We start from the raw sequence: 23,548 nt of genomic DNA on the forward strand, positions 1-23,548 counted from the left end.
AAAAGAAAGGGGCCGTACTTGGCCCCTTCCCGGTTCAATCAGATCGTGTTTCGCGTCCCGTCAAACCGGGGCCGCTGATTTAATCGACGATGAAAGCCATGACGATGTAGATCGGAATTGCGAGACCAAATCCAAGCAGTGTCGCTGCAACAAATCCGAGACGCCAGACCAGCGGATCCGTACCGGACCATTTGGCAAGGCCTGAGCAAACACCGAACAGTTTGCCGTTTGGCCGATCAAGATGCAGACCGCCAGAGTTGCGGGGGGTCAAATTGCTCATGCGAGAACTCCTGAGATAAGGGGATTGGAAGGGCTTGCGGGGACAATGGCAGTCGCCATCAGCACCGCAGAAAGTGCGAGCGAACTGGCAAGAGCGGCGATCCGAGCGCCTGTCGTGCCGGCCAGATCAAAAAACGAATACATGGGTTTTGGTCTCCTACATGGGCTGAAAATTGAAAGTTAGGCAATCAGCGCAGGCGATGCCGGGACGATCGCGTAAGCAAAGAAAGATGCTGAAACGATCACGGCCATTGCGGCTGAAGCGAAGTTAAATCCGGTGTTGGTGTTGAACATTGTAAGTCTCCTAAGTGGGTTGATTGTGTTGGCCTCAGACCATCAGGGTCGGGCTTGCGGGGATGATGGCGTAAGCGAAGAAAGCCGCTGAGATGACCACCGAAAGAGCGGCGGTGACAAAACGGTTGGAAGATTTAGCTGCGTACATTTCGTGGTCTCCTTCTTGAGTTGTTCGATGTCTTTGGGGCGATTGCCTTGGGACACCCAACACTCTGCAGGAGCCGTGCCAAACTTGAAAAACGGCGAAATTCTGCCGTTTACATAGTGTTACAAAGCTGACAATTTGTTCATAAATGCCAAGGTTTGGTGTTTTTTCCCATCTGTTAGGATCGCTATCTTCCAGCGTAGTCGCGCTGGCCAAATTCTCGCCGCGTGCTAACCGGGGTGTGCGCCATGGCTTTGCAGAGAATCACTCTCGAAAACTTCCGCAACCATGCGAGCACCACGCTCGATGACACAGCGCATTTCAATCTGTTGATTGGCGAGAATGGCGCCGGAAAAACCAACGTCTTGGAAGCATTGTCGCTGCTTAGTCCGGGGCGCGGATTGCGCAGGGCCTCGATCGGCGACTTTGCCCGGCGGCAGCTTCAGGAAGAGACTGCCGGCCACTTTTCGATTGGTGCAAGTCTGGTGGAGCAAGGGCAAGTTTCCGCTCGCATCGGCACGTACACAACGCCAGATCGCCCCACGCGCCGCCTCGTCCGCGTCAACGGTGCCGACGCCACTGCCAGCGCTTTATCAGAATGGCACGCAGTATCCTGGCTGACCCCAGCAATGGATGGCCTGTTCACCGATAGCGCAGGCGCGCGGCGGCGATTTATGGATCGGATGGCGCTCGCAATTGAGCCCGGCCATGCGAAAAGCGTTTCGTCCTTGGAAATCGCGCTTAGAGAACGCAATCGCCTGCTCGAAGATCGCAAGGATGCGCGCTGGCTCGATGCGATTGAAGCACAGATTGCGCAGCACGGATCACAAGTTTCTGGAACACGGACGCGACTTGTCGCGATGTTGGGCGACGAACTGTCTGCGCTCCCGCCCGAACCTTTTGCCAAGCCTCTACTTCTTTATCGGTCTGGCGGCCCGCTAGACCCGGCAGAGCTGCTTGCCACTCTCGCCCGTGAGCGTCCCCGCGATCGTGCTGCGGGACGCGCGCTCACGGGGCCGCACCGCGATGAATTGGAAGTGGTGATGGCATCTTCGGGTCAACCAGCCGCATCGTGTTCGACGGGAGAGCAAAAGGCGATGCTGATCGCGATCACGCTCGCACATGGCGTCTTGGCGTCATCGGGACGGCCCAGCATCTTGCTGCTCGATGAAGTCGCCGCTCACCTCGATCCAGTACGCCGGACCGAGTTGTTTGCGCGTCTTCGTCAGGGCAAAGCGCAAATCTGGATGACGGGGACGGAAATGGCCCCGTTTGACGCAATCAAAGAAGAAGCGGCTATCTGGCGTGTATCTGGCGGCGCTGTTGAGCGGGTTTAGCCAGCCTCGGCGTCTTCCTCCTGAGGATCTTCCTCCTGAGGAATAGCCGCAGCAACTTCATCAAGCGTCGATGCCACCAGCGCTTCGATCCCCTCTTCAGTGGGATGGATGCGATCGCGCTGAAAGAGGTTCGTGTCCTCGTAGATATCATTGAGCCAGAACGGGATGATTGCAGTGTCGTACTTTTCGGCCATCTCCGCATAAATCGCATCGAATTCAGCCTGATATTCCGGGCCATAGTTGGGGGGCGCCCGCATTCCCATGATAAGTACGGGAATGTCGCGGCTATTAAGCTCAGTCAGCATCGCATCAAAATTCGCGCGCGTTTCTTCGGGTGAAATGCCGCGCAGCAGATCATTCCCGCCAAGCTCGAGGATAAACAGGTCAGGTTTGGTGTCCTGACTGTCCAGGGTGAATTCGAGCCGCTCCAATCCTGCTGAACTGGTGTCGCCCGAAATGCCTGCATTGACCATCACCGCATTGATCCCCTGGCGCCGCAATGCGTTTTCGAGCTTTGCGGGATAGCTCTGTCCAGGCTCCAGACCATAACCAGCAAACAGGCTGTCACCAAAGGCCAGTATCGTGCGTTCAGGCCCCATTACAGGAATTTCGGGCAGCTCAGCACTCTCGGAATTCTCAGCGATTTCTGCAGGCGCTTCGGCCGTTTCGCCGCCGCAGGCAGCAAGCGCGAAAAGCGCCGGGAAACAAATCAAAGCGCTCACGCGTTTCTGCCAAATACCCATGGTGATCTGTAAACCTCTTGATCGCGCCTTGTTTCAGGCTCTTATCTAACCCATCTGGCTCATGTGACAAATCCTTCAAGCCCCTCTCACCCTGCGGCCGACCTCAAAGCGATCGTCGCCCGCAATCTCACGCTGACGCTGGGCAGCGCTGCAGCGCCCGTGGACATTCTGCGCGGCATCGATCTGGAGATTGCCCACGGCGAGGTCGTTGCTCTTCTTGGCCCTTCGGGTTCTGGAAAAAGCTCACTGATGGCCGTTCTCTCCGGGTTGGAGCGCGCGACAAGCGGCGATCTTATGGTTGCAGGGTCGAACTTCACACACCTTGATGAAGATGGCTTGGCGCAGGCACGCCGAGGCCGGATCGGGATTGTGCTGCAAGCTTTCCACCTCCTGCCGACTATGACAGCCGCCGAAAACGTCGCCACACCGATGGAGCTGGCGGGAAGCGCAGATGCGACCGAGCGCGCTGAGGCGGAATTGAAGGCGGTCGGGCTTGGCCACCGTATCGGGCACTACCCAACTCAGCTTTCGGGCGGCGAACAACAGCGTGTGGCCATCGCCAGAGCGATCGCGCCCCGCCCCAGCCTTATCTTTGCCGACGAACCGACGGGCAATCTTGATGTCGGCACGGGCGAGGAAATCGTTGATCTGCTGTTTGCCCGCCGCGCGGAAACGGGCGCAACATTGCTCATCATCACGCATGATCGCAGCCTCGCCGAAAAGTGTGAGCGCGTTCTCACCATGGCCGATGGGATCATCGTTTCAGATGAGCGGACCGGGGCCAATTTGACTGTGGCCGCCGAGTGAGCACAACGACAAGCCTCTCCTGGGCAAAAGCCTGGCATATCGCCAAGCGGGATTTAAACGCCCGGTTCAAAGGGCTTCGGCTGCTTGTGATCTGCATATTCCTGGGCACTGGCGCGCTGGCGGCGATTGGCACGCTGACCGCTTCAATCGAGCGCGAATTGGCATCCTCGGGCCAGGTCATCCTTGGCGGCGATCTCGAAGTCGAAGTGTGGCAGCGTGACCTTGACGATACCGAAAAGGAAGCGCTGGCCGAATACGGCACCGTTTCAGGAGGTACTAGGCTGCAAGCAATGGCAACCGTGGATGATGCCGCCGCGCCAGTCGAACTCAAAGCTGTTGATGGCAATTGGCCGCTCTATGGCGCGCTGACACTCGCCGATGGGCGCAAAGTGGGTGCTCCGACCGGCACCGATGCCTATGTAGCGCGGGGAGCGCTTGACCGCTTGGATATTCGTGTCGGCGACACATTCACTGTCGGCACAACAACGTTGACTGCCGCCGGCGTGATTGAGAACGAACCTGATCGTTTGTCAGAGGGTTTCCAGCTTGGCCCTAGCGTGATTGTTGCTGACAACGTGCCCGGAGACGCTGGATTGCTATCTCCAGGTTCGCTCTACGAAAGCAAATACAGGGTCGCTTTCGACAGTTCCTCGCAGGAACCCGATGAGGCGCGCGAAGCGCTGGAAGATGCTTTCCCCAATTCCGGTTTCGATTTCCGCACCCGCGACCGCGCTTCTCCCGGGGCGGACCGCTTTGTACGCCAGATGAGCGATTTTCTCACGCTGGTGGGCTTGGCCGCTCTGGTAATTGCCGGCATCGGGATTGCGGGCGGTGTATCATCGTACCTCGATCAACGCCGTGCAAGCATTGCGACACTTAAAGTGTTCGGCGCATCCTCACGCGATATTGTGCGGATTTATGCGCTTCAGATTGGCGCGGCCGCACTTCTGGGAAGCGCGCTGGGTATTGCGACCGGCGTGCTGGTTACACCCCTTCTCAGCACTGCTCTGGATGGGCTGTTGCCGGTTGAGAGCGGTTTCGTGATTGAGCCAGCTCCGCTCCTGCTTGCAGGTGCGTATGGTATTCTGGTTGCGTTCGCGTTCGCCGCTGCACCGCTCCTACGCGCACGGTCTTTCCCCGCCATGGCATTGATGCGCTCCCGCGTGGCGCCTCTAGCGCGAGACAAGCGCGCCTTGATCGCGACCATTATTGGCATTGGCGCGATCTGCGCGCTCGCCATGCTGACAACCAAGCAGCCGATCCTCTCAGGCAGCTTTCTTTTGGGAGCGGGTGGTGCATTGGCTGCACTCGCCGCGCTTGGCTTTGGCATCCAATACCTCGCCAGGCGCCTCCCCCGCCCTTCCAATCCTATCCTCAGAAGCGCGCTGGCAAATATCTATCGCCCCGGTGCGCCGACAGGGTCGCTGGTGACAGCTCTTGGCTTTGGCCTTGCTGCCTTTGTCCTTTTGGCTGCAATCCAGACGGCAATTGACGGCAACATTCAAAGCCGCGTGCCCCAAGAAGCGCCCGACTATTTCGTGCTCGATGTACCCGTTGAAGAGGAAGATCGCTTCACCAGCATTGTCGAGGACAAATTCCCCGATGCCGCCATTCGCGCCGTGCCGACCTTGCGCGCATCGGTGCTCGCTTACGGTCCCGAAGACAACATGATCCGCGTCGCAGACCTCGAAGAGCTTCCCGAAGGCGCGTGGGCTCTGCGCGGGGAGCGCGGCGTGACCTATGCCGATGAAGTGCCACCCGGCAATTCGCTTGTTGAAGGCGAGTGGTGGGATGAAAGCGAAGCGGACGAAGCGCTGGTTTCCATTGACAAACAACTCGCCGATGCCGCCAATCTTGGGGTGGGCGACTACCTCACCATCGGGCTGCTGGGTACCGAACGAGAGGCGCGCATTGCCAATGTACGCGAGATCGATTGGGAAAGCATGGGCTTTAACTTCACCATGGTTTTCTCACGCGGAGCGATTGCAGATGCCCCGCACAAGCTTTCTGCGACCATTGACCTGCCAGAAGCTGCCGATGCGACCGCTCAAGGCGAATTGCTGCGCGAATTGGTACGCACTCTTCCGTCCACATCGGTGATCGAAGTGGGCGATATCCTCATCGAAGCGCGCACTCTGCTGCAGCAAGTGGGCCTAGCAACCCTGGCCGCAGCATCCGTAGCGGTGCTCGCTGGACTTGCCGTGCTGATGGGCGCGATTGCTGCAGCGCGCGCTGCACGCACCTACGACACGGTCGTCCTGCGCGTCCTGGGTGCAAGCAGGCGGCAAATCCTCTCGTTGCAATTGGCCGAATATGGCCTGATCGCAGCGCTTCTCGCGCTGGTTGCGTTGGGATTGGGGTCCGCACTTGGCTGGGTTGTCATTACCCAGATGTTTGAATTCGACTGGCTGCCCGATTGGGGCCAAGTGCTGGCCGTGCTCAGCTTGGGCCTTGCCATGGTGCTCGCCTTTGCGATCGGAGGCTCACTGCCGCTGCTAAGAGCAAAGCCCGCGCAGGCCCTGCGCGAGCTTTAGAAGGCATGAAAAAGGGCGGCGGCCAGATGGCCGCCGCCCGCTTAATCCAAATGATTTTCCACCCAATCAGGCGAAGACGTTTTCGTCGTATGGGTTTTTGGGGTCTGGCCCGAAACGGTTTGGTCCGTCCGTTCCTGGCAAGATCAACAATACGAAAAGCCCGATACTCGCAATAATTCCAAGGAATGGGATTAGCGACGCTAGGACCAACCCGGGATACCACCAGCCAGACATGTCACGATCGTGCAAGCGGCGAACGGTTACTGCAATATTGGGTATAAGTGCTGCGAGTGCATATAGGCCATACAACCCGATACCGATCATTCCGAACGTTCCCATTCCGCTCATCGCTGCTGCCGCAGCAGCTTCATCGCTCGCGCCACTGGCAGCGGCGTCGAAAGTCGCGCTCATCAATGAAAAGTAGAAAGGCCCGGCAAGAACCAAACCAACGATCATATTGAGCAGAAAGAACATCCAGAATTCTTTACGCCGCGATCGACCCTGAAAATCAAAATACCGCCGAAATGGCAAAATCATCCATTCCATGAGAATCTCCCCCTAAGTGAGTGGTGCCAAGCCACCATAAGCCCGCGCACAATACAAGTGCCGCGATTAAGCTATTCTCATATACAAATGAAAAGCCCCGCGCATCGCTGCGCGGGGCCTTGATGGTAGTCGGTTGGAACCGCTTAGAACTTAAAGCGGACGAGGCCGCCATAGGTGCGCGGTGCGTTCGGATAACCCGATACAGTGCCAGATTGTGCCACACCGTCGAACACTGTCAGGATGTGCTCATCATCGGTAAGGTTACGCCCCCAGATGCCCACTTCCAGACCGTTGTTGAGTTTCAGCGTCATCGACGCGTTCACGAGGTTCACCTCACGCTGGAAGATCAACGTGTTGCCAAGCGCCGCATTGAAAGTCGGCAGGCCGTTGTTGATCTCGGTGTTGCTTTCGTGGTTGTAATCGACGCGCGTCACCAGTTGGGTGCCGCTGTCCCACTCGTGCGTGTAAGTCGCCGACGTTGCAATCGCCCATGACGGGATGCCGCCCGGACGTTCACCGCTGAGATCACCCAAGACACTGTCGGGGAAGCTGTCAAACAGCGGATCAAGGTGCGTGAGGGCAAAGGTCAGCACGAGACCATCCGCTGGGTTGACGGTTGTATCGAGCTCAAATCCTCTGACCGATTGTTGACCCGCATTGCGCAGTTCAAATCCGGTACCGGTGAACAAGAAGCTCTGAAAACCGTCAATCGTCTGATCAAACACGGCGAGGTTGAAGCCCCAGCCCGGCCACTGGCCTTTCAGACCCACTTCGTAGACTTCTGCCTCTTCCGGACCCGCAAAGCGCGTACCTGAGCGCAGGTTGGGTACGGCAAGCCCGGCATTCAGGATGTTCGATGGCGGTGCCAAGATCGTCGAGAGACCAGGCCCGGGAACGAAGTCAGTAGCCGCCGGACGCGAATCTCGCGAAAGGTTGATTGAGCTTGCCTTAAAGCCAGTTGCGTAGCTCGCGTAGATGTTGAGCTCATTCGACACCTGATACGCTGCACGCAGCAGATAGGTGAACTCATCGTCATTCGTTTCACCGTTCTCCACCGCGTTCGGGATTGTCAGGAACGGCGGCTGGAACTGGAACGGTGCAAGCGGCAGCAGCGCGTTCTGGGCAGGATCCTGAGCTGCAGCAGCGATACCAGCAAAGATCGGCGCTGTTGCAGGGTTCGACGAGAAGTCTGCAATGATTGCAGGCGTCACATCACCCGGAGCAATCGCCAGCGCCTGTGCAATACCGCCAACGATGAAGGCATCGACCAGATTGACATTCGCAAGCGGATCGAAACTCGTTTGGCTTAGAGCGAAGTCCTTGCTGTCATCGGTATAGTTGAAGCCAGCGGTCAGCACGAGGCCGTCGATGGGTTCAAAATCAAACGTACCGAAGACTGACCATGCTGTGTTGTCCATCGCGAAATTTTCGCTGGTCAAAAGCGGCGTCAGGAAGATGCTCTCCTGCGGAAGTCCAAGACCCGCTTCAACGCCGTTGAAGACGCTCGGCGCGCCGCTCAAAACGTCGACCGGGTTGCCGCCTGCGAGGATTTCGAAGAAATCGCGGATCTGGGTGCCGTTTTGAACGCCGCTTTCCTGCGTGATGGATTCATCGAAGTAGAACCCGCCAAGCAGGAAGTTGAACGGACCATCAAAGTCCGAAGTAATCCGCAGTTCCTGAGTGAAGGTTTCAACGTCCTGATCGCGCGTTTCGGTCGCGATATCAGCGCTTGTGTAATCAATGTCTGAAAGGAAGAAGTTCTTCAGCTCGCGATACGACGTAATCGATGTGACCGAGATAGGACCGGTTTCCCAATCGACCTGAACAGAACCACCGTAATTGTCGACTTCGTTCACTGGAACGACATTCAGGAAAGCATCGCGATCGAAGAAAGTATCTGGCGTTCCAATCTGGCCGCCGACAGCCTGGATACCGGCAACGGTCGGGCCAGAAACAAGCGTGCCAACCTGGCAGCAAACCTCGTCGATGCGCGAATAATCGCCGATGGCGCGGATACGCAGATCAGGGGTTGGCTCAATCAGCAATTGGCCGCGAGCAGACCAGCGATTACGATCGTTCTGCTCTTCATCAAGATTGACGATATCGGCAAAACCATCGCGGCGGTTGTAGCTGCCGTCGAGAGAGAATGCGATGTTATCGGTGATCGGGCCGGTAATGTCACCGCGCAGGATCAGAGCGTTGAAATTACCGTAGCTTGCCTCAAGCGCGCCGCCGAATTCGAACTGCGGCTCGCGAGTGACGACGGAGATAACGCCAGCAGAAGCGTTCTTGCCGAACAGCGTTGATTGTGGGCCGTTCAGGACCTCAATACGCTGAACATTGGGAAGGTCGGAAAGGGCGCCAGCAGACCGAGAACGGAACACGCCGTCAACGAACACGCCTACAGATGGCTCAACGCCGAAGTTGTTATCGCCGTTACCGAAACCGCGAATGATGAAAGTCGACGCCGACGATGTTTGCAGCTGGCTGACCCGCAGCGAGGGCGTGACAGTTTGCAAATCGAGCACGTCGCGAATTTGCGCGTTTTCGAGCGTTTCATTGCTGGTCACGGAAACTGAAATCGGGGTTTCCTGAAGCGTCTGTTCGCGCTTGGACGCGGTGACGATGATCAGGTTGTCTGCATCAGGCGCCTCGAGCTCGGTGTCATCAGCATCTTGTGCGAATGCGACGCTAGGGGCTGTAAAAGCAAATGCGGCCGCGCCTGTCAGCAGCGCGTAGCGGTACGACCCGGCAGAGCCGGTGAAAATAGAACGCATGGGATATCCTCTCCTCATTAATCTACGCCAAGTGCATCCCCAGATGCGCAAGTCCCGGCGCGATTGGCGAAAGTAATAGGCGGATGTTGTTAACGGAACAAGGACGAAACAGGCAGTTCTGCGAGGGGAGGCTGCCGATTGTGGCAAGTCTATCACACCTTTAGAGGTGGAAAGAAGCGCAAGTGTGGACTTTACGTTACGGCAAGTAACAGTATTGAGCGCGCTCTACTTCAATTCATCGCAGCGCTTGCGAGGGGGCGCTCGCTAGGCTAGGCGCGCCGCAGATATTGCGGTGCACCATAACTTGCCCGCCCCCCGTTCTTGCGAAAGCCCTTTGAAAATGTCCAATTCGCTTCGAAATGTCGCGATCATCGCGCACGTTGACCACGGTAAGACCACTCTGGTCGACCAGCTCTTTCGCCAGTCGGGCACGTTCCGCGACAACCAGCGCGTCGAAGAACGCGCGATGGATTCAGGTGATCTCGAAAAAGAGCGCGGCATCACCATCCTTGCCAAATGCACCAGCGTCGAATGGGAACATGAAGGCGAGACGACGCGGATCAACATCGTCGATACGCCCGGCCACGCCGATTTCGGCGCGGAGGTCGAACGTATCTTGAGCATGGTCGATGGCGTGATTCTGCTGGTCGACAGCGCAGAAGGCGCGATGCCGCAGACAAAGTTTGTGACCGGCAAAGCGCTTGCACTGGGTCTGAAACCGATCGTCGTCGTCAACAAGATTGACCGCCCTGATGGCCGTCCGCAGGAAGTGCTGGACGAAGTGTTTGACCTGTTTGCTTCGCTCGATGCTAATGACGAACAGCTCGACTTCCCCTCGCTTTGGGCATCGGGCCGTGATGGCTATGCAAGCGATGATGAGACCGCACGCGAGGGCACGCTGGAGCCGCTGTTCAAGCTGATCTGCGATCACGTGCCACCGCCAGGCCTCGATACGAGCGGCAAGTTCAGCTTTCTGGCGACCCTGCTTGATCGCGACAATTTCATGGGCCGTGTACTCACAGGCCGCGTTCAATCCGGAACAATCAACATCAACGATCCAATCCATGCGATTGATATGGATGGAAATGTTGTAGAAACGGGACGTGCGACCAAGCTCATGAGCTTTGACGGGTTGGAGCGTGTTCCGGTCGAAAGCGCGAAGGCTGGCGATATCATCGCGTTGGCAGGGCTTGAAAAGGCGACCGTTGCCAACACCATCTGCGATCCCAGCGTGACCGAACCCATCGCTGCGCAGCCGATCGACCCACCAACGCTCGCGATGCGCTTTGCCGTCAATGATAGTCCGCTTGCCGGGCGCGAGGGTGATAAGGTCACCAGCCGTATGATCCGTGACCGCCTTAATCGCGAAGCGGAAACCAATGTCGCCATTCGCATCACCGAGAGCGCGGACAAGGACTCGTTTGAAGTCGCTGGTCGCGGTGAATTGCAACTTGGTGTTCTTATTGAGACCATGCGCCGCGAAGGATTTGAGCTCGGCATCAGCCGACCAAAAGTGCTATTGCGCGAAGAGAATGGCGAGAAGCTTGAACCCTATGAAACCGTAGTCATCGATGTGGATGATGAGCATTCGGGTACCGTCGTTGAAAAGATGCAGCGCCGCAAAGCTGACCTCACCGAAATGCGTCCTTCGGGCCAAGGCAAGACGCGCATCACTTTCTCAGCCCCATCGCGCGGGCTGATCGGATATCACGGAGAATTCCTTTCCGACACGCGCGGAACTGGGATCATGAACCGCCTGTTCGAGAAATACGGCCCTTACAAAGGCCCGATTGAAGGCCGCATCAACGGTGTCCTGATCTCCAACGGCGATGGCGAGGCAGTCGGTTATGCCCTCAACATGCTTGAGGATCGCGGCGAGCTCTTCATCGAGCCTCAGATGAAGGTCTATGAAGGCATGGTCATCGGCGAGAACGCCAAGCCAGAAGATCTCGAAGTCAATCCGATGAAGGCAAAGCAACTGTCGAACGTCCGCTCCACCGGCAAGGATGACGCTATTCGCCTCACCCCGCCACGCCGAATGACACTGGAGCAATCGATTGCCTACATCGACGATGATGAAATGGTCGAAGTGACGCCGCAATCGATCCGTCTTCGCAAGGCGCTGCTCTGCCCGCATGAGCGCAAGAAGGCGAAGCGCAAGAAGGAAGCGTAACCGGGAACGGACTAGAGTGGCTTTAGCGGCTCTCGCCTGTTACGCGCTGCGCCGATGCAAACTGCAACACTGATTACGCTCGCGCTCTATTTCGTTCTCATGATCGGCATCGGGCTATTCGCCCGGCGCCAATCGACCGCAACATCCGAAGGTTACCTGTTGGCAGGGCGGAACCTTCCGCCAGCCGTGGCAGCGCTGAGCGCTGGCGCTTCGGACATGTCGGGCTGGCTACTGCTGGGTCTTCCCGGCGCGCTCTATGCCAGCGGACTGGTTGAGGCGTGGATCGGCATCGGCCTGTTCGTGGGTGCAGTAGTCAACTGGATCATCGTTGCGCCTCAGCTGCGCGAACAGACCGAGGCGCGCGGCAATGCGCTCACCATCCCAGAGTTTCTCGCCAATCGCTTCCCTGATAAAGCAGTAGCCTTGCGGGTCGTATCCGCGATCGTGATCGTCGCATTCTTAACCGTCTACACTGCCGCCGGCCTAGTAGGTGGAGGCAAGCTGTTTGAGACAGCCTTTGCTGGCCTGCTCCCCAATGTTGCCATGAGCGATTACATGCTCGGCATCTGGATCACGGCGGGCGTTGTGCTCGCTTATACCATGATCGGCGGGTTTCTCGCGGTCAGCCTTACCGATTTCGTGCAAGGGTGCATCATGGTAGTCGCGCTGGTGCTCATGCCGCTTGTCGTGATGTTTGGCACAGGCGGCGAAGCGGGCGGATCGATAGCCAATGTCGCTGCATCGCAACCTGGCTTTTTAAGCTTGACTGAAGGGCTGACATTGCTCGGCTTTGTAAGCGCAGTGACTTGGGGTCTCGGTTATTTCGGACAGCCGCATATCATTGTGCGCTTCATGGCGATCCGCAGCGTTGAGCAAGTGAAGACCGCGCGCAATATCGGCCTCACCTGGATGGGTGTCGCTTTGATCGGAGCGATCGGGATTGGAATTGCAGGACGCGCCTACGCTGAACGCAATGGGATTCCAGTGGAAGATCCTGAAACGATTTTCATCATCCTTTCTGAATTGCTGTTTCATCCCCTCATCACAGGGTTTCTCCTTGCGGCATTGCTGGCCGCAATCATGAGCACGATCAGTTCGCAGTTGCTGGTCTCGTCCAGCTCCTTGACCGAGGATTTTTATCGCTTGTTCCTGCGCAAGGAGTGCGGGGAGAAAGAGGCTGTCAATGTTGGCCGGGTCTGCGTTGCCTTGGTCGCGCTGGCGGCGATTGCGATTGCAGCCGATCCAGACAGTCAAGTGCTTGGCCTCGTTTCCAACGCATGGGCCGGGTTTGGCGCGGCGTTCGGACCGCTGATTATCCTCTCACTTACGTGGGACAAAATGACAGGAGCGGGCGCGGTTGCCGGACTTGTAACAGGCGCCGCAGTGGTCGCCGCATGGATTGCGCTGGGGCTCAATTCCGACTTTATCGGCGGTCAGGGGCTTTATGAAATTGTCCCGGGCTTTATCGCTGCCTCGATAGCCATCGTGGTGGTCAGCAAAGCCACTGGAACCGAGCCTGCGACGCAGGGTTGATAGCAGCAATACCGGAGAGAGATATGCGTCCCATCAAGATAGCCTTCACCGCACTCGCAAGTCTTGCCGTGGCAGCCCCTGCCCTCGCTGATGATCACGCAGAGACCGGGCCAGAGGCCCGCCCCATCGCTGAACAAATCGGCGCAGGCGGCAGGCCCGTGGGCGCGCCATGGTCTCGCAGCCCGGTCAAAGCAAAAAATGGCATGGCTGCAACTGCACACCCGCTTGCCACGCAAATCGCACTCAACATCCTGCAAACGGGCGGCAATGCGGTGGACGCCGCCATAGCTGCCAATGCAGCGCTTGGGCTGATGGAACCGACTGGCAATGGCATTGGCGGTGATTTGTTTGCGATCGTTTACGATCCCGACACTGGCGAGCTTTACGGACTTAACGGTTCGGGCCGTTCGCCTGCAGGACAGACGCTGGATCAATTGAAGGAAAAGCTGAACGGTGCGGACAGTCTGCCGCCAGTCGGCCCCCTCCCCGTCACCATTCCGGGCACTGTCGATGCATGGTTCACCATGCACGGCCGCTTTGGCTCGATGCCGATGGAGACAATCCTGACGCCGACCATTCGCTATGCCGAAGAAGGCCATCCGCTCGCCCCTGTCATTGCGATGTATTTTGGCCGGGGACTTGCAGCTTATGAACGCCGTCTCGAAACCTATGATTTCGAATTCGAGAATGCCCGCACCACATACTTTGCCAATGGCGCACCTGAAGCGGGCGATATCTTCGTCAATCGCGATCTTGCCAACACATTGAAAATCATCGCCAATGAAGGGCGCGATGCGTTTTATGAAGGCGTGTTGGCGCGGACAATGGTCGATTACCTTCAACGCCAAGGAAGCGCTTTCAAAATGGAAGACTTCGCCAATCACAAGAGCGAATGGGTCGATGTTGCCTGCGCGTCGTATCGCAAAGGGTTTGAACTTTGCGAATTGCCGCCAAATGGGCAAGGATTCGCCGCGCTGCAAATGGTCAGCATCCTGAAGAATGTCGATCTCTCCCAATGGGAGCGCGGCAGCCCCGAAGTCATTCATTACATCACCGAGGCAAAACGCCTCGCCTATGCCGACGTCGCGCGGTTCTATGCCGATCCCGATTTCACCGACTTCCCGATGGAATTGCTGAGCGAGGAATATGGCAAAGAGCGTTTCGCGCTAATTGATCCTGCTAAGGCGACCCCGGTGTTTGCTGCTGGAGACCCTCTCCCCGAACCCAAGCTGGAAGGCCCCGGCGACACAACTTACCTGACCGTGGTCGATGGCAACGGCATGATGGTGAGCCTGATCCAGTCCAATTATCGCGGCATGGGCGGCGGCCTCGTGCCGGATGGGCTGGGCTTCATGTTTCAGGATCGCGGCGAACTCTTCAGCCTCGATCCCGATCACCCCAACGCATACGAGCCAGCCAAGCGTCCATTTCAGACGATCATTCCGGCGTTCGTCAAAAAGGATGGCCAACCCTATATGACACTCGGCCTGATGGGCGGCGGGATGCAGCCACAAGGCCATGTGCAGGTCCTTATCAACATCGCCGATTATGGGATGAACCTTCAGGAGGCGGGCGATGCAGCGCGCATCAATCACGATGGTGGGCGTCAGCCGACAGACGCTCTTTCCGGACCGATTGAGGATGATCTGGGCACCTTGAATGTCGAAGCGGGCATTCCAGCAGCCACGCGAGAGGCGCTGTCCGCCATGGGCCACAATGTCCGGCTCGTCACTAACGGCATTATGTTCGGTGGGTATCAGGCGATCGCGCGCGATCCGGAGACCGGCGTGCTGACAGGCGCAACAGAAATGCGCAAGGATGGGCAGGCGCAGGGGTATTGATTGCGAGGAAGGGTTTCGCGCACGATGTGAGGCAGCGCTTTCCTACTTTGCCAGCGAGTGCCAATTATTGCGCGGCTCTTTCCAATCGTCCGACGCGCCTTTCTGGCTCGAATCGCACCGTGTGAATGTCTGCACAAACGCGCGATTTTATCCGCATGGCGCTCTTTTTAAGCCTCTATCACCTGTCCGTCACCCTCTCCAAGAATCGCTTACCCCTCTGAAAAGGTTTGATAATTGCACTCTGGTCCAGGGTGACAGGGTGTAACCTTTGTCACCCTAAAACTGTTTTCGGCTCCTGTAACCAGATCAATCCCACTCACGAACTCCAGATGCAACTGCCGGTCTGATGTCGGCCAATCGTATTTGGAGTTTAAGTATGTTTCGCCTTTTCGCTTTGATCGCTGCAACCGCTGCGCTGGTCGTCGGCGCAATGCAATTATCCGCGCAGGCCAGCACCAAAGGCTGGCAAAAATACGATGCTGCTGAATTCATGATGGCGCAGAAAAAAGGCAAAACCATCGTTGTCGATGTCTACGCCGATTGGTGCCCGACCTGCCGAGCACAAGCACCCATCCTCGAAGAACTTCGCACAGAAAAGCAGAGTTCTGACGTGCTGTTCGTCAAAGTGAATTTCGATGATGAAAAGGCATTTCTGCGCGAACACCGCATCCCGCGCCAATCCACCGTGCTTGTCTTTGATGGGATGACCGAAAAAGCCCGTTCCATTGCGCAGACCAATCGCACCAAATTACGCAGTGTGGTGCTGGGCGCGATCTAAGCGCCCCCTGCTGAACGGCCGAAATGTTTTCCAGCCACGCCCTGTCCTTCGTCGCGGGCCTTGTGACGATCCTTAATCCTTGCGTTCTGCCGCTCGTGCCGATCCTCGTCGCATCAGCGCTGGGAAAGAGCCGATTTGGTCCTCTCGCGCTCGCCGGAGGACTGGTGACAAGCTTTACGCTGTTCGGTTTCACCGTGATCGCCTTTGGTTATTCGCTGGGAATCAATGAACAGGTCGTCCGTCTGCTAGCGGGCGCGATGTTGGCGGCAGCGGGCATTGTTCTACTGTTGCCGCAAGCGCAGGCAGCCTTAAGCGCGGCAGCGGCGCCGATTGCAAATTTCGGCAATCGGCAGCTTGCCAATGTCAGCGGCGATGGCTGGCACGGCCAATTTGCAGTTGGCCTGCTGTTAGGCATTGTCTGGGCTCCATGCGTCGGTCCTACGTTAGGCGTAGCAATTGCAGCTGCAAGCACGGGCGAAAACCTCGCATCGAGCTTCATCATCTTCCTGATTTTCGGCCTCGGAGTTGCGACATCGATCCTCGCCTTCGCCTATGGTTCGCGTAAGGCGCTTGGCGAACGGCGCAAATCATTGGGAGTGCTCGCAAAATACGGAAAGCCGTTGTTCGGAACGACACTGTTGGTGGTGGGCGCGATGGTGATTTCAGGGTTCGACAAAGCGATCGAAATTGCGCTTCTCGATGTCCTGCCTGAAAGCGTGATCGGCTTTACGACAAGCTTCTGACCCTTCCCTACTCTCGCCCGGTCCTGCATAAAGCGGGGGCATTGGCGGGAGGAAAGACAATGAGTGAGCAGGACAAACCGCGCGTCACTGGCCTTGGCGGCGTATTCTACGTTGCAAAGGACACTGCGGCGACACGCGAATGGTATCGCGATATGCTGGGCATTGATGGGCCATATGGCCCACAACTCGCCTGGTCAGAGGAGCCCAAGAAAAATCCCTATTCTTTGATCAGCCAATTTGCCGATGACCAATACATCAAGCCCGGCAAAGGCGGCTTTATGATCAATCTGCGAGTCCATGATCTGGATGGCTTTGTCGATCAATTGAAAAGCAAAGGCGTGGATGTTCTCGATACCGCGGATGAAGGGTACGCGAAGTTTGCCTGGATACTCGACCCCAATGACATCAAAATCGAGCTTTGGGAGCAGGTGATTGACGAGCTGCCCCCGGAGGAAAGCTGAGGCGGCAGTCGTGTGCATTCATGGTTAGCGAATTGTTAACGAGACCGAAGCGATAAATCTTGATCATGTCATCAGGAAAGATCATTCGACTTACGGTTTTGACGTCAGCGGCGATGGCGCTTCAAGCCTGCGGCTTTATCCCAAGTGGCAGCAGCTCGGACACTGGCGCTCGCGGGAAACAGAACGTGGGTCTAGGCTCTGCATCAGGCCCATCGAGTGGTGCGCCCTCTAGTGCGGGAGCATGCGTTTCCCAATTAAGCGCGACCGGCACACAGTTTTCTACCTTGCCAGACACATACGCTGCACCGGGCTGCAACAAGATCGGTACGGTTCAAATGTACGCGCTTGCTGGCGACGTCTCAAAGTTCGGTGTTGCCAACATCGGCCCAGTGAAATGCGAAGTGGCAAAAGCATTTTCCGGGTGGGCTCGATTTGGCGTCGATCGGGCAGCACGGCAAATCTTGGGAAGTCCGCTTGCGCGTATCGAAACGATGGGCAGCTATTCGTGTCGCAATGTGGCGGGCACGAGCCGCAAATCAGCACATGCCCGTGCCGAGGCAATTGATGTTTCCGCCTTCATTCTTGCGGACGGCCGGCGAATAGCCCTGCTGCAGGATTGGGACGAGGGCACGCGAGAGGAACGCGAATTTCTTCGTGTCGTCCACCGCAGCGCATGCAAAAGGTTCGGCACCGTGCTTGGCCCGGAATACAACACAGCTCACGCCGATCACTTCCACCTCGAAGGGACCGGCGCCAAGTTTTGTCGATAGCCAGTGGCTCAATCAGTTCGGTGCGGGCTCGCTGAGAATAGGCAAAAAAGGGCCCCGGCAACACAGGGGGGTTATGCCGGGGCCAAATCGCCCTGAAACCTCAGGGGCTGGAGTTATTTCTTTCAAACCGAAGGTCTGAAAATCAGAAGGATTCCGTCACGCGTTACAATCAGGCCTTGACCATAGGCTCCAGTTTAGCCTCGAGTTTTAGACGAACGGCCTCTGCTGCGTGACGCGCGCCCAGTTTGTTCATCATATTTGCGCGATGAATCTCGACAGTGCGCGGACTGATATCGAGTTGTCGCGCAATCACCTTGTTGCTGCTTCCTTCGGCAAGCCAATCAAGCACTTCGCGTTCACGACCCGAAAGGCTGGCGATCCGATCACGTGCTTCAATCATGCGGCGGCGAGCGACACCGAAAAGCTCAGCCTCTTTCGAAATGCGATCAAGGCACCGTCCAAATCGATCCGTATCCAATGGCAAGGAAAGGTAGTCGAGAGCCCCTGCCTTGATCGCTTCGACAATTCGCCCCGGCCGTGGCTGCGTATCGACCGCGATCAGTGGCAGCCAGATGCCCAATCGACTGAGCCGATCCAGGCTCATCGCTACGCCGCCTTCTTCCGGCGTATCTCGAGCAATGATAATACCTTCGCGCGGAGGATGAATGGATAACTCGGAGAGATCGCCATACACTTCTGAATGGTGGCCAAGTGAAAACCCGACGCGAGCCAATTCAGCGCGATGGCGGCTGCAGGAGTCGATGAAGTGGAGGTTTGCTTTGCGTGACATGCCAAATGAATGGCGAGCATTCGACGACAACTCACGCTTGGTTTAGGCCAAAACCGAGCGATGTTCCCTTAACCAATCTCACCTAGTTCAAATATTCGAACCAAACTTGAAGGTAAATTGGACATCCATTTTGGAGGTAATTCTAAGTAAAATCGGCCAAGCAATTCAACTGAGACCAAAATCCTTAGCTCGACTCGAACTTGTAGTCCGGAAGCGAATCGAAAGCAGCTCTTAATGCATCGCCCCAGCTCGAGGATATCGTATCAAAATATGGGTCGTCTGCTGTCACTCGATGTTCGTGGACTGGCGCAAAGGTGTCCTTACCGATGACGAGGAGATCAAGTGGGAGGCCGACAGAAAGGTTTGCTTTGAGAGTGGAATCGAACGACACCATCAACAGCTTCACGGCATCTTCGAAGCTCATATTCTGATCATATCCTCGCAGGATAATCGGGCGGCCGTATTTGGTTTCGCCAATCTGGAAAAAAGGCGTGTCCCAACTGGCCTCGATAAAATTGCCTTCGGGATAAATCATGAAGAGACGCGGCTGCATGCCCTTGATCTGGCCAGCCACAATCATTGACGCGGTAAAGCGCCCTTTGCCGCGATCACCGTTGGAAAGCTGCCTCTCCTCAATAGTTGAACGCAATAGCCGCCCGATTTCGGTGGCCACGTTAAACATGGTGGGTCCTTTGATCAGCGTGTTGTCTCGCTCATCAGGGGCCTTGGTACGTTCTTCAAGCTGGCTCACAACAGCCTGCGTTGTCGCCAGATTACCGGCGGTCATCACCGAGATAATCCGCTCTCCTGGCACCTGCCACGAATACATTTTGCGAAACGTGGAAATGTTATCGACACCCGAATTTGTTCGCGTGTCGCTCATGAGAACGAGGCCTTTTTCAAGCACCATTCCGACGCAATATGTCACTGCCCGACTTGTTCCTGTTGCTGTTCAACTTTGACGTCCACGCTGAGCATTTGCTCAACAGAACCAAAGCTGATCCCCGTCACCGGCGCTGCATCGCGATAATCGCAACCGGTTGCAACTCTTACATAGCGCCTATCGGGACTTATCCCGTTAGAAATGTCGAAACCCACCCAACCGAGGCCGTCAATGTGAGCCTCGGCCCAGGCGTGGGTCGCATCCTGATCAATACGATCATTCATCATGAGATAGCCACTCACGTACCGCGCCGGAATGTCCGCTTCACGCGCAGCACTGAGGAAGATATGCGTGTGATCCTGGCATACACCAGTTTCTGCGTCCGCAGCATCCTCTGCGGTGGTGGTAACGGCAGTCGTTCCGGGCTGATACGCTACTTTATTGCGGATGTGAGCGGAAAGAGCGTGGAGATAGTCGAGCTTACCGTTTTCTTGAGGGCCCTCCACTTCGCGGATCAATGCGCGCAGTTTTGGGCCAGGCTTTGTGAGTTTGGTGTGACCCAGAAACGTCCATAGGGGCAGATGGCCTGAGTGCCGGCCGATGACGCCTGCATTGTCTTCTGTCTCAACTGTCCCGCTGCAAGTGACGGTCACTTCTCGCGCGCCTGCTTCCACTGAAACTAGAGTGACTGTGTTGAAATGCTGATCATCATATTCGAGCTCAGCAGCAGCGTTTTCGTACTGCATATCCCAATTCAGAATCTTCTGTCCCTGCGTTTCCTTTGGAGTAAGCCGCAGTCTTTGCAGTGCATGGACGACTGGCTGATCGAATGTGTAGTGAGTGGAATGGCGGATCGATAATTTCATCTGACTCTCGCCCGTTTAAGCCAAGAACCGGTAATCTTCAGCGATGGCATCGCCAATCGCAGCGTTGCGGTTCATAAAATCGACGAGGAATTCGTGCAGGCCGCGATCAAAGATATCGTCGACCGTCAGGTCCTTCATGATGTTGTCTGCATTCAACATCAACTCATGGCAACTGACCTCAGCGCCATTCATGCGAGCCAAGGCAGCCAGATTGGTGCTGACCGCCCCCCGACAAAATGCAAGGCTTCTTGGGAACCGATCATCGAGCACGAGAAATTCGACAATGCCGCGCGCATCGATTTGGCCAGCGTTGAGCCAGCTGTAAACTCTCGAACCTGCTACCGATCGCAGCACCTGATCCCATTGTCCTGTATCAAGGCTTGAACCGACATAAGACAATGAAGGGAGCAAGAGAAAATACTTCATGTCGAGAATTCGGGCCGTGCTTTCGCCCCGTTCGACGAAAGTCCCCGCGCGAGCAAAATGGTAAGCTTCATCGCGAAGCATCGAGCCATCAAGTGCCCCGTGAACACGCATTCCGGCGCGCCTTATAGTGGCAACCACCTCGCCAACGGCGCCTTGGCCCACTGGCCTCGACAGCATTCTGTCGAGTTTCATCCAACTTTCGTTGACGGCTTCCCAAACATCGCCCGAAATCTCGATCCGCGCTAGCCGTGCATTGGTGCGAACGGCACCGAACATGGCACGCACATTAGCGGGATTGGCCTTGTCGCGCAAAATGAAATTCCAGGTCGATATTCCATCATAGCCGTCATTGGCAGCTTCATATTGCGCCTGTAGTCCCAGTGTAGCGATAACCGATCGCCATTCCTCTTGAGCTGTAGTGACGTCGCGCGTCAGCGCCATACGCAGACCCGCCTCAAGCAGCCGCGCCGTATTTTCCGCCCGCTCAAGGTAGCGGAACATCCAGAACAGTCCGTTCGCAGTCCGGCCTAGCATGCGGTATTCCCTAGAATCTGAGCTTTTGTTCTCATCAGTCCTTTAGAACCCACGTGTCTTTGGTGCCGCCGCCTTGCGATGAGTTGACTACGAGCGAACCTTTCTTGAGCGCTACCCGCGTCAGTCCGCCGGGCGTAATCTCAATCCCATCGGGAGAGAAAAGCACGAAAGGACGCAGATCGACATGGCGCGGGCTCAAACCCTTCTTGGTGTAAATCGGGCAGGTGGATAGCGATAGCGTCGGTTGAGCGATGTAGTTTTGCGGATTGGCCTCAAGCTTTGTGCGGAAGGTACGAATTTCTTTTTTGGAAGCAGTGGGCCCGATCAGCATTCCGTATCCACCTGACCCATGCACCTCCTTCACGACCAGATCTGAAAGGTTGTCGAGCACGTATGCCAGACTGTCATCATCAGCACAGCGCCAAGTTTGAACGTTGGGCAGCAAAGGTTTTTCGCCAGTGTAGAATTCGACGATTTCCGGCATGAATGAATAAATCGCTTTATCATCGCAGATGCCCGTTCCCGGTGCATTCGCAATGGTAATTTTGCCCGCGCGATACACATCCATGATACCAGGTACGCCGAGCACGCTTTCGGGCTCAAAAGTCAGCGGATCAAGGTAGTCATCGTCCACGCGGCGATACAGCACGTCGACAGGCGCGTATCCGCGAGTAGTGCGCATCTGCACTAGCCCATCAATCACTCTCAGGTCGCTGCCTTCGACCAATTCCGCGCCCATTTGATCGGCAAGAAACGCATGCTCGAAATAAGCAGAATTGTAGATGCCTGGTGTCAACACGGCGACGCGAGGCTTACCGCCCTTACCGTGTGCGCAGCCAGGCGGCGCCGATGCCGCTAGGGACCGGGCAAGACGGCGAGGATAATTCGAAACCGTTTCGACAGGAACCTGACTAAACAGGTCAGGAAACATGGACATCATCGTTTCGCGGTTTTCGAGCATATACGAGACACCCGAAGGTGTGCGCGCATTGTCCTCAAGGACGAAAAACTCGTCAGGCCCGGTGCGAACCAGATCAATCCCGACGATATGCGTATAGATCCCGCCTGGCGGAGTGAAACCAACCATATTCTGAAGCCAGGCATCGTTGCCGCGAAACAGACGTTCGGGGACGCGGCCTGCGCGAATGATTTCCTGCCTGTGATACAGATCATAAAGAAAGGAATTAAGCGCCCTTACTCGCTGCTCTATCCCGCGCGACAGCTTGCGCCACTCAGCAGCGGTGATGATGCGCGGCACCATGTCGAACGGGATCAACCGCTCTTCGGCCTCATCCTCTCCATAGACGTTGAATGTGATCCCGGTTCGGCGGAAGCTGTCATCAGCTTCAGAGCTCTTGCGCTTGAGCCACGCGGCATCTTGCTCATCAAGCCAGCCACAATAATCGGCGTAGGCAGGACGAACTCCGCCGTCCGGCTGTTTCATTTCGTCAAAGTTGCTGGCGCTTTCGGAGCCTTTACCCGCCATGATCCCCCGCTGGCATTAGTCGAGTGCGGAACCGGAGTTTAACCTGTTGGGCCAAAAAGGGAACCACTCCGAGTCAATGCATCCAAGTGCGCAAGGGTTCCAGAAAAGAAAGCAGCAATGAAACATGCCAAAGCCCTAGCTAGGTTTCCAGCTTTCGCTGATGCATGATTTTGCAAAGTGGCGGCAAGGTTCCGCTCGCCGCCACTTCGACGATCATTGAAATCAAGCGTCGCAATCGCCGATACGCTCTTGAAGCATGTCCATCTCAATCTCGGCTTCGCCCAGACCTTCCATGTCGCCTTTCATGGTCATTTTCATTTCCGAGCGAGTGGGCGTGACATTCCCGACCATCGTCATGTTCATTTCCCCGCCGCCTTCAGGCTTACAGACCATCGCCATATCAAGATCATTGCCATCGATATTAAAGCTTTGAATCTCGCAGCCGTCTTGGCCTTCGGTCATCGACTTTTTGAAGCCTTCATTGGCTTCTTCGGGCGTCAGGCAAAACTCCATCGATTGGCTCATGGCCGAGCCTAGCATTTCCTGCATTTGCGGTGGTGCGCCAGGGATCTCGGCTTTAACGAACGTCATGCTCGCTTTGTACTTTCCCGGCTCAGGCTTCAGATCATCGCCCGCTGCCTCCATTGCTGCGGCCGCTTCATCGCTCGTGACCGTCCCATCGCCATCCGCGTCAGCATCTGTCGCTCCGCCTCCGCATGCAACCAACGCCAAACCAGCCGTCGCCGCCAAGATACCGTATTTCATCAAATTCCTCCCATAAATGAAGCAAGTAAACCCAAGA

General features: G+C 56.5%; 23 protein-coding genes. 10 read left to right on the forward strand and 13 right to left on the reverse strand.

The window, feature by feature from the left end; translation table 11 throughout:
• Positions 1-79 precede the first annotated feature (79 nt).
• Genes AUC45_RS05040 through AUC45_RS15860 form a run of 4 tightly spaced genes read right to left on the reverse strand, consistent with a single transcriptional unit; the run spans position 80 to position 721 of the window.
• A complete protein-coding gene (locus AUC45_RS05040) occupies positions 80-280 on the reverse strand; it encodes a PspC domain-containing protein (protein WP_067599281.1) in 201 nt (66 codons plus the stop codon).
• Positions 277-423 (reverse strand): hypothetical protein, encoded by a 147-nt coding sequence (locus AUC45_RS15850; RefSeq protein ID WP_197409514.1) that lies wholly within the window; start codon positions 421-423, stop codon positions 277-279. The genes AUC45_RS05040 and AUC45_RS15850 overlap by 4 nt, the downstream gene beginning before the upstream one ends.
• A 36-nt stretch (positions 424-459) precedes the next feature.
• Positions 460-573, reverse strand: coding sequence for an enoyl-CoA hydratase (locus tag AUC45_RS15855; RefSeq protein ID WP_197409515.1), 114 nt, complete (start codon positions 571-573; stop codon positions 460-462).
• A 34-nt stretch (positions 574-607) separates the two neighbouring features.
• On the reverse strand, positions 608-721 hold the full coding sequence (locus AUC45_RS15860) for an enoyl-CoA hydratase (RefSeq protein WP_197409516.1): 114 nt from the start codon (positions 719-721) through the stop codon (positions 608-610).
• Positions 722-966: 245 nt separating this feature from the next.
• Here AUC45_RS15860 and recF point away from each other — a divergent pair, with 245 nt between their 5' ends.
• Positions 967-2,055: a DNA replication/repair protein RecF gene (recF, locus tag AUC45_RS05045; RefSeq protein WP_067599284.1), complete on the forward strand. Its 1,089-nt coding sequence runs from the start codon at positions 967-969 to the stop codon at positions 2,053-2,055.
• On the opposite strand, the gene AUC45_RS05050 is transcribed toward recF, so the two are convergent.
• Positions 2,052-2,777, reverse strand: a complete 726-nt coding sequence (locus AUC45_RS05050) for an arylesterase (protein WP_233998537.1) — start codon at positions 2,775-2,777, stop codon at positions 2,052-2,054. The genes recF and AUC45_RS05050 overlap by 4 nt on opposite strands.
• A 75-nt stretch (positions 2,778-2,852) precedes the next feature.
• Here AUC45_RS05050 and AUC45_RS05055 point away from each other — a divergent pair, with 75 nt between their 5' ends.
• Both AUC45_RS05055 and AUC45_RS05060 read left to right on the forward strand, forming a co-directional pair.
• On the forward strand, positions 2,853-3,605 hold the full coding sequence (locus AUC45_RS05055) for an ABC transporter ATP-binding protein (RefSeq protein ID WP_082700974.1): 753 nt from the start codon (positions 2,853-2,855) through the stop codon (positions 3,603-3,605).
• Entirely contained in the window at positions 3,602-6,139 is a 2,538-nt protein-coding gene (locus AUC45_RS05060) for an ABC transporter permease (RefSeq protein WP_067599294.1), read from the forward strand. Before AUC45_RS05055 ends, AUC45_RS05060 begins: the two co-directional genes overlap by 4 nt.
• Before the next feature lie 66 nt (positions 6,140-6,205).
• On the opposite strand, the gene AUC45_RS05065 is transcribed toward AUC45_RS05060, so the two are convergent.
• Positions 6,206-6,685, reverse strand: coding sequence for a DUF805 domain-containing protein (locus tag AUC45_RS05065; RefSeq protein WP_067599297.1), 480 nt, complete (start codon positions 6,683-6,685; stop codon positions 6,206-6,208).
• A 143-nt stretch (positions 6,686-6,828) separates the two neighbouring features.
• Complete coding sequence (locus AUC45_RS05070) at positions 6,829-9,462, reverse strand: TonB-dependent receptor (RefSeq protein WP_067599300.1); 2,634 nt, start codon at positions 9,460-9,462, stop codon at positions 6,829-6,831.
• Positions 9,463-9,802: 340 nt separating this feature from the next.
• Here AUC45_RS05070 and typA point away from each other — a divergent pair, with 340 nt between their 5' ends.
• The 7 genes from typA to AUC45_RS05105 all read left to right on the forward strand — a co-directional run bounded on the left by typA (position 9,803) and on the right by AUC45_RS05105 (position 17,761).
• The gene (gene typA, locus AUC45_RS05075; protein ID WP_067599303.1) at positions 9,803-11,635 is read left to right on the forward strand and encodes a translational GTPase TypA; all 1,833 of its coding nucleotides are present in this window, start codon (positions 9,803-9,805) and stop codon (positions 11,633-11,635) included.
• 54 nt (positions 11,636-11,689) lie between these two features.
• Positions 11,690-13,168, forward strand: coding sequence for a sodium/proline symporter PutP (gene putP / locus AUC45_RS05080; RefSeq protein ID WP_067599306.1), 1,479 nt, complete (start codon positions 11,690-11,692; stop codon positions 13,166-13,168).
• 23 nt (positions 13,169-13,191) lie between these two features.
• Complete coding sequence (locus AUC45_RS05085; protein ID WP_067599309.1) at positions 13,192-15,009, forward strand: gamma-glutamyltransferase family protein; 1,818 nt, start codon at positions 13,192-13,194, stop codon at positions 15,007-15,009.
• 376 nt (positions 15,010-15,385) lie between these two features.
• Positions 15,386-15,787, forward strand: a complete 402-nt coding sequence (locus tag AUC45_RS05090) for a thioredoxin family protein (protein ID WP_067599312.1) — start codon at positions 15,386-15,388, stop codon at positions 15,785-15,787.
• Positions 15,788-15,810: 23 nt separating this feature from the next.
• Positions 15,811-16,530, forward strand: a complete 720-nt coding sequence (locus AUC45_RS05095) for a cytochrome c biogenesis CcdA family protein (RefSeq protein WP_067599315.1) — start codon at positions 15,811-15,813, stop codon at positions 16,528-16,530.
• A 59-nt stretch (positions 16,531-16,589) separates the two neighbouring features.
• Positions 16,590-16,991 carry a VOC family protein gene (locus AUC45_RS05100; protein WP_067599318.1) on the forward strand — a complete coding sequence of 134 codons (402 nt, stop codon included), beginning with the start codon at positions 16,590-16,592 and terminating at the stop codon, positions 16,989-16,991.
• A gap of 65 nt (positions 16,992-17,056) precedes the next feature.
• Positions 17,057-17,761 (forward strand): extensin family protein, encoded by a 705-nt coding sequence (locus AUC45_RS05105; protein WP_067599321.1) that lies wholly within the window; start codon positions 17,057-17,059, stop codon positions 17,759-17,761.
• 169 nt (positions 17,762-17,930) lie between these two features.
• On the opposite strand, the gene AUC45_RS05110 is transcribed toward AUC45_RS05105, so the two are convergent.
• From AUC45_RS05110 to AUC45_RS05135, 6 genes are all read right to left on the reverse strand, one after another.
• Positions 17,931-18,551, reverse strand: coding sequence for a response regulator transcription factor (locus AUC45_RS05110; RefSeq protein WP_067599324.1), 621 nt, complete (start codon positions 18,549-18,551; stop codon positions 17,931-17,933).
• A 184-nt stretch (positions 18,552-18,735) separates the two neighbouring features.
• A complete protein-coding gene (locus AUC45_RS05115; RefSeq protein ID WP_197409582.1) occupies positions 18,736-19,461 on the reverse strand; it encodes a peptidase in 726 nt (241 codons plus the stop codon).
• Positions 19,462-19,475: 14 nt separating this feature from the next.
• A complete protein-coding gene (locus tag AUC45_RS05120; RefSeq protein WP_067599329.1) occupies positions 19,476-20,300 on the reverse strand; it encodes a transglutaminase family protein in 825 nt (274 codons plus the stop codon).
• Positions 20,301-20,315: 15 nt separating this feature from the next.
• Positions 20,316-21,260 carry an alpha-E domain-containing protein gene (locus AUC45_RS05125; protein WP_067599332.1) on the reverse strand — a complete coding sequence of 315 codons (945 nt, stop codon included), beginning with the start codon at positions 21,258-21,260 and terminating at the stop codon, positions 20,316-20,318.
• A gap of 34 nt (positions 21,261-21,294) precedes the next feature.
• Positions 21,295-22,746 carry a circularly permuted type 2 ATP-grasp protein gene (locus AUC45_RS05130; protein ID WP_067599334.1) on the reverse strand — a complete coding sequence of 484 codons (1,452 nt, stop codon included), beginning with the start codon at positions 22,744-22,746 and terminating at the stop codon, positions 21,295-21,297.
• Between the two features lie 222 nt (positions 22,747-22,968).
• A complete protein-coding gene (locus AUC45_RS05135) occupies positions 22,969-23,511 on the reverse strand; it encodes a DUF3617 domain-containing protein (protein WP_067599337.1) in 543 nt (180 codons plus the stop codon).
• Between the last annotated feature and the right edge of the window lie 37 nt (positions 23,512-23,548).

The sequence above is a fragment of the Erythrobacter sp. YT30 genome, from assembly GCF_001542875.1.
Classification (GTDB): domain Bacteria; phylum Pseudomonadota; class Alphaproteobacteria; order Sphingomonadales; family Sphingomonadaceae; genus Erythrobacter.